Source organism: Humidesulfovibrio sp., assembly GCF_035560995.1.
Taxonomy (GTDB): Bacteria; Desulfobacterota; Desulfovibrionia; order Desulfovibrionales; family Desulfovibrionaceae; genus Humidesulfovibrio.
The window spans coordinates 1-6,940 of record NZ_DATMYK010000133.1; the positions used below are offsets into that span (position 1 = coordinate 1).

General features: G+C 66.0%; 6 protein-coding genes. 5 read left to right on the forward strand and 1 reads right to left on the reverse strand.

What is annotated here, in order from left to right:
* Window positions 1-2,381: chemotaxis protein CheA (locus VN419_RS05345; RefSeq protein ID WP_325645224.1), on the forward strand; the 2,381-nt coding region annotated here is incomplete at its 5' end.
* Window positions 2,382-2,450: 69 nt separating this feature from the next.
* Here the strand turns inward: VN419_RS05345 and VN419_RS05350 are convergent.
* A complete protein-coding gene (locus tag VN419_RS05350) occupies window positions 2,451-3,422 on the reverse strand; it encodes a hypothetical protein (RefSeq protein ID WP_325645226.1) in 972 nt (323 codons plus the stop codon).
* A 146-nt stretch (window positions 3,423-3,568) separates the two neighbouring features.
* Between VN419_RS05350 and VN419_RS05355 the strand changes: the two genes are divergently transcribed.
* Genes VN419_RS05355 through VN419_RS05370 form a run of 4 tightly spaced genes read left to right on the forward strand, consistent with a single transcriptional unit; the run spans window position 3,569 to window position 6,806 of the window.
* The gene (locus VN419_RS05355; RefSeq protein ID WP_325645228.1) at window positions 3,569-4,312 is read left to right on the forward strand and encodes a tetratricopeptide repeat protein; all 744 of its coding nucleotides are present in this window, start codon (window positions 3,569-3,571) and stop codon (window positions 4,310-4,312) included.
* A 20-nt stretch (window positions 4,313-4,332) separates the two neighbouring features.
* Window positions 4,333-5,556, forward strand: coding sequence for a DNA-processing protein DprA (gene dprA / locus VN419_RS05360; protein ID WP_325645230.1), 1,224 nt, complete (start codon window positions 4,333-4,335; stop codon window positions 5,554-5,556).
* Window positions 5,557-5,588: 32 nt separating this feature from the next.
* Complete coding sequence (locus tag VN419_RS05365; protein ID WP_325645232.1) at window positions 5,589-5,933, forward strand: hypothetical protein; 345 nt, start codon at window positions 5,589-5,591, stop codon at window positions 5,931-5,933.
* 3 nt (window positions 5,934-5,936) lie between these two features.
* Entirely contained in the window at window positions 5,937-6,806 is an 870-nt protein-coding gene (locus VN419_RS05370) for an HDOD domain-containing protein (protein WP_325645234.1), read from the forward strand.
* Window positions 6,807-6,940 lie beyond the last annotated feature (134 nt).

Genomic DNA, 6,940 nt, shown 5'->3' on the forward strand with positions numbered 1-6,940 from the left:
ACCTGAACCAGGGGCTGCTGGAGCTGGAGAAGAACCCGGACGGCAGCGGCGAGCTCGTCAACGACATCTTTCGCTATTTCCACAACATTAAGGGCAACAGCGGCATCATCGGCTACCGCGAGCTCAATGCGCTGACTCACGAGGCCGAAACTCTGCTGAACCGCGTCCGCAAGGGCGAGATGCATACCAGCCGGGGCACCATCGACCTGCTGCTGGCCGTGGTGGACATGATTGAGGAGCTCCTCGGCCGCATCGATCTTGACAGCGGCAAGGCCTCGCCAAAGGACATCACGGTTATGGCCGCGGTGCTGCAGGCCACCACGGAAGCGGGAGAGCTTTCCGTGCCGGAGCAGTATCTGCCCCTGCTGGCGCCAGAAATTGAGGGCGCTGCCGTTGCCGCGCCGAGCGCGTCGGCCGCGCCTGAAGCTGTGGCTGCCGCCCCGGACGCGGCCCCGGACGCTTCTTGGGAGGCCGACCCCGAGGTCGCCGTTCCTGCCGCCGCTGCTCCTTCCGCCGCCTCCGGCTACGATCCGGAAGACGTGGCGATTTTCGAACAGACCGTGCTGCACCAGCACAAAAGCCTGGATCTGGCCCTGGACATGTTGCGCAAGGATCCCACCCAGCGCGACATCATCGACGGCCTGTTTCGCGGCCTGACGACCCTGCAGAATTCCTGCGGCTACATGGGGCTGCCGGACGTGAAGGGCTATGCGGAGCGCACCGCCGGGCTTGTGGACCAGGCGCGCAAGTCGGACATGGGCTTCGAACTCATGCTCGACATTCTGTCGCAGGAAATTTCCATTCTCAAGGACATGGTCATGGCCGCCTTGGCGCGCATCAAGGGCGAGGAGCCTGCATCCGCCTCAGCGCCTGCCCCAAAGGCCGAGCCCGCTCCGGTGACTAAGCCCGAGCCGGCCCCGGCTCCGGCGGCGAAGGCGGAGACTGCTCCGGCGCCACAATCCGCTCCCGCTGCGGCCACCGCCCCAGAGACCAAGGCGCACACCAAGCCCGCGCCGGAAGCCAAGGCTGAAGCGAAGCCCGCACCTGCCGCGGCGCCCAAGCCCGCTGCCGTTTCCGCAGCCAAGGCTCCGGTCATCGCGCCGGCGCCGCCCACGGCGGCTCAGGCCGCTTTCGAGGCCGGGCAGGCTCCGCCGCAGAAGGGCGCCACCACCATCCGCGTTGACCATGAAAAGCTCGACCACCTGATGAACCTCATCGGCGAGCTGATCATCAACCGCAACCGCTATTCCATGATCGCGCGCGCCCTGGCCGAAGGCCAGGAAGACGTGCCCGACGTCGCCCAGCAGCTGACCGAGACCACCTACGCCATGGCCCGCATCTCCGACGATCTGCAGGACACCATCATGAAGGTGCGCATGGTGCCGGTGCACACGGTGTTCTCGCGCTTCCCGCGCCTGGTGCGCGACCTTTCGCGCAAGAGCGGCAAGCAGGTGGAACTCATCACCGAGGGCGAAGAGACGGAACTCGACAAGAGCGTGGGTGAGGAGATCGGCGATCCGCTGGTGCACCTTATCCGCAATTCGCTGGACCACGGCCTGGAGCCGGAGGACGAACGCGTCGCCGCGGGCAAGAACCCCAAGGGCCACGTGTGGCTGCGCGCCTACCACAAGGGCAATTCCGTCGCCATCGAGGTCGAGGATGACGGTCGCGGCATCGATCCGGAAAAGATGCGCCAGGTGGGCGTGAAGAAGGGACTCGTGACGGCCGAGGAAGCCAAGCTGCTGGACGACCGTCAGGCCATCGACCTGATCTTTGCGCCCGGCTTCTCATCCGCCGAGAAGATCACCGATGTGTCCGGCCGCGGCGTGGGCATGGACGTGGTCAAGACCAACATCAAGAACCTCAAAGGCAACATCCAGATCAATTCCGAGGTCGGGCGCGGCACGCGCTTCACCCTGACCCTGCCCCTGACGCTGGCCATCATCGACGCCCTCATGGTTCAGGTGGGCAAGGACGTCTACGCCATTCCCCTGGACGCCGTGAGCGAGACCACCAAGATCGAGGTGGAGCGCTTGAGCGAAGTGAACCACCGCAAAGCCCTCACACTGCGCGGCGAGGTTCTCGGCATCATCGAACTCTCGGAGCTGCTTGACCTGCCGCCCAACCCGGATAAACGCGAGATCCTGCCCGTGGTCATAATCCACGACAACGACCGCAGGCTGGGCATCGTTGTGGACCGCCTGCTGGAGCGCCAGGAAATCGTCATCAAGCCGCTGGGCCAATACCTCAACACCTTCGAGATCCGCGGCATCTCCGGAGCCACCATCATGGGTGATGGCAGCGTTGTTTTGATCCTGGATCCGCACGAGGTCTATCGTTTGGCCACGGCGACCACCAAGCAGGGTGTGCACGGGGACTAGCTTGCACAACAGGTGAATGTGCGAGGCGGTCTTCGGGCCGCCTTTTTTTTGGGGTGCGGCAGGGGGGGGCTAGACGCCGTAGAAGTGCAACAGCGCCACGCAGAGCAGGGCCGTAAGCCCCAGCCAGATGGCGGCGAGGCCGAGGTGCACGGCCAGGGAGTGGGTCCAGGGGCGGTTGCTGTGCGAGACGACCCCGGCGCACAGGCACAGCAAGAGCGCACTGGCCCCGGCCAGACCGAGCATGAAGCGCGCGGCCTGGAGTCCTCCGGGCAGGGCGGGCAGCTCATGCAAGTGTGTCCACAACACCGGCAGGAAGGCCACGGCCAGCAATCCGGAACGCAAGGCTCCGCGCGCGGCTATGCGGAGCATCTGGGCCAGGGCCTCGCGGCCAAAGGGCTCGCGGTCGCGCAGGGCGATAAGGTATTCCATGCTGAGTGCGCCGGAGCAGGCGGTGCACAATGGGGCCAGTGCCGCCAGCGCGGTCCAGAAAAGCGGCGGCAGGGCGGAAGCGTCCGGAGGGATGAGCCGCGCCACGGAGATGGGCCCCTCGTTCAGGGCCCGCAGCACCGATTGGGCCTGTTCAAGCAGGCTGGCGGCCAGTGCCAGTGCCAGCCAGATGACGGCCAGCGCGAGGGCAGACAGGATGAAGGCCTGGCCCAGCGGATTGTTCTGGCGGGCATGTCGGGAGGACGGACGTGACAGGCGCAAGGTGAGCAGCGAGGCGAAGAAGGCTAGGCCGGCTACAGCAAAGAGGCTCGGTCCCAGCGGCGAGGCCAGCACCCAATCCGCCAGCCAGCGGACCTTGTATGCGGCCACGCCAGCTGACACGGCAACAGCCAGAAGCGCCGGGAGCGCGGCGGTCAGCGCCATGCGCAGCAGCCTGCGCGCGTAAGCCTCGATGTACTGCGTGCTGCGCAGCTGGCCTACGGTGAGGCACAACAGCGCGAGCAGCGGCGACCCCAGCGAGGCCAGCGCGAAGAGGAGGAAGAAGGCCGGGGCGCTCAAGGCTCCGGCAAGGGGCAGAAGTTCGGCCAGAGACATAAGGGGGGCCTCGCCTTTGCAAATTTTATCTTATCTCTTGCCGGATTTCGCCACCAGAGGCAAGAGGGGAGCGCAAGCCACACCCGCAGGGTATTCTTGCAAAAAAACTCACACTGCTCTACAAAGCTGTGAACAGGGAGTCTCTGATGCGAAAGCCTGGAATCATCATTGCGTTGTGCGCCCTCGCCCTTACTGGTTGCGCGGGCAAGATGGACGCCCAGCGGGGCTTGAGCGAGGAATGGCGCCTGCGCAGCCTGGAGGAGAACTTCCTCAACTTCAAGGAATCCCAGCGCGAACAGGAAGAGCGTGTTCGCGACCAGCAGCGCAAGCTCATGGACCGCATCCGCAGCATTGAGGAATCCCTGGCCCGCATGCAGGAACAGACCGGCGGCGCGCCCATGCGTGCAGCCGCCCCCTTGGCTTCTGCCCCTGTGCCAATGACGACTACGGCGCCCATGTCTTCCTCCAGCCAGTATGCTCCGGCACCCAGCATGCAGCCCGCCGCGCCGGTCAACGTCAGCAAGAGCCTGTACGAGCAGGGCATGACCCTGGTCCGCGCCGAGAAGGGCGAGGAAGGGCGCGCCCTTTTGAACCAGTTCCTGGAGACCGATCCGCAGAGTGCCCTGGTGCCCAACGCCATCTACTGGATCGGCGAGAGCCATTACCTGGACAAGAACTATCCCCAGGCCATCCTGGTCTTCAAGGACGTGACGCGGCGCTTCCCCAAGCACCACAAGGCCGCCGCGGCCCTGCTCAAGATCGGCATGTGCTACCAGATGATGGGCGAAAAGGACAACGCCACCCTGTACCTGCGGGCACTGCTGAAGGACCACCCCAAGTCCGAGCCTGCTCCGGCCGCGCGCAAGCTCCTGATGGAACTGGGCGGCTAGGCCGCGCCGCGAGACGCAGCATGACCCTGGACGCGGCCAAGGAATTCTTCTCCTGTCTGGCCCTGCGGCATACGCCCGGCCTTGGTCCGCGCTCCTGGAAGAGCATCCTCTCCGCCTACGAAAGCGCCTTCGACGCCGTGAGCGACGCTCGAAACTGGGCGGCGCGCAAGGTGCTGCCCAGGAACCGCGCCGATGTGTTCATGCAGGAACCCTGGCGGCCGGAGGCCGAGGCCGAGTACCGCGCCGCCCGCGCGGCCAAGGTCCGAGTGCTCACTTGGTTCGATCCACGCTTCCCTCAGCGCCTGCGCGAAATCCCTGATCCGCCGATTGTGCTGTATTTCAGCGGCGACATCTCCCTGCTCAAGAATCCGGCCGTGGCCGTGGTGGGCGCGCGCGAATGCACGCTCCTCGGCCTGCAGAGCGTAGAGCGCATCAGCTATGACCTCTCGCGCTTCGGCGTCACCGTGGTTTCCGGATTGGCGGCGGGCATAGACCGGCAGGCGCATCAGTCCGCCTTGCTTGGCGTCGGCGGGTCCATCGCCGTGCTCGGGGCCGGGCTGGATGTCCACTATCCGCCGGAGAACGAAGACCTGCGCCGCGCCATGGAGGCCAAGGGGCTGGTGGTGACTGAATTCGGCCCTGGCACGCGGCCGGAGGCGCGCAATTTTCCCTTCCGCAACCGCATCATCAGCGGCCTGTCCCTTGGGGTGCTGGTGGCCGAGGCCGCGGCACGAAGCGGCAGCCTCATCACCGCCCGCCTGGCCACGGAGCAGGGGCGTGAAGTTTTCGCCCTGCCTGGCCCCCTGGGGCAGCCCACATTTGCTGGGTGTCATAAGCTCATCAAGCAGGGTGCGGCGCTGGTGGAGGGCGCGGAGGACATCATCCGCACCCTGCGCTACCAGTTCGCGGCCGAGCTGGCCGCCGTGCCCTCGGCCCTGCCCACGGCCCCGTTCGTCGAGCCCGTGGCGGCGCAGCCCGCGAGCCGAAGCGCCCCAGCGCGGCCGCTTGCGGCCCAGGCACAGGCGCTGGCTCAGACCCCGCAACCCGCGCGCGAGCTGCCGCAGAACCTCACCGATGGCGAGCGCGAGCTGCTGGGAGCCTTGAGCGCCGACGGCAAGCTGCACATCGACACGCTCATCCAGAACCTGGGCGCGGACAGCGCCGCCATAAGCCGTCGGCTGCTGGTGCTCGAAATGCAGGGGCTTGTCCGCCAGTGGCCGGGCATGTACTATAGCCTTGCGTAGTTGATCACCCCCTCCCACAGCAAGGAACGGCCATGCAGAAAATCCCCCTCACCCTGGCCAAGCCCGGCATGAAGCTGGCCAAACCGATCACAAAAGCCAATGGCATGCCCATCATCGCCGCAGGCGTGGAGCTTTCGGAATCCCTCATCGAGCGCCTGGACGGCATGGGCATCGACAGGGTCTTCGTGGTGGGCGACGCAGTGGCCGCAAGCCAGAACCCCTCAGAGCGCGTGACCCGGCTGGACCATCTGTTTCGCCGCCTGGAGGACCAGCCCTTCCAGATGCAGATCAAGCGCTACCTGCGGGAATATTTCACCATCAAGGCCGCGGCTGACGCGGCTTCCGCCGGGGTTTCCGGCAGCGCGGACAAGGGGTAGGGCGTGGAAGAAGATCTCAAGACCAGTGCAAAGGGACAGATCCTGTCCATCCGCGACCTGCCCACCCTGCCCAAGGTGCTGGACGAGGTGTCCAAGCTCGTCCAGAACCCGAACACCTCCATCGAGGCCATCGCCAAGGTCATCAGCCGCGACCAGGTGCTCTCGGCCAAGGTGCTCAAGATGGTCAACTCGCCGGTGTACGGCTTTCCCGGCCGCATCAGTTCCATCCAGCACTCGCTGGTGCTGCTCGGTTTCAACGTCATCCGGGGCGTCATCATCTCCACCTCCGTGTTCGATATCATGAGCAAGAACATGGAAGGCCTGTGGGAGCACAGCGTGGGCTGCGCCCTGGCCACCGGCCTTGTGGCGCGCCAGGCCAAGCTGAAGGACCCGGAGGAATTCAGCGTTTGCGGCCTGCTGCACGACCTGGGCAAGGTGGTGGCCGCCGTACAGCTGCCCGAGCTGCACAAGGCCGTGGGAGAGGCCGTGCGCAGCCAGGACCTGCGCTGGTTCGAGGCTGAGAAGGCCGTGCTGGGCTTCGGGCACGACCGCATCAACGCCTGGCTGGCCCAGCACTGGCACCTGCCCGCCACCATCAAGGAGGCCATGAGCTCGCACCACAACCCGGACCGCGCCCAGTTCTACCCCCTGCACGCGGCGGCGGCCCATGTGGGCGATTTCGTGGTGCGCGTGTTCGAGTACGGCAGCGGCGGCGACGATCAGGCCGTGCCCCTTTCCGACAAGGCCCTCAAGACCCTCGGCCTCAAGGTGGCGGACATGGACAGCATCATGGACGGCTTCGCCGAGAACTTGAGCGAGGTCTCCGGCGTGAACTTCAGCACCGAAGAGCCCGCCCCGGGCAAGGGAAACTAGCCAAGGCGGCGTCATGGACCAGAGCCTGTTCTCGCGCCAGCAGCGCGGCATCCTTTTGAGCCCCGACCCGGAGCTGGCGGCGCTCTTCAAGAGCCTGTGGGATCCCAAAGAGGTGGAGTGGACCGTCATCGCTC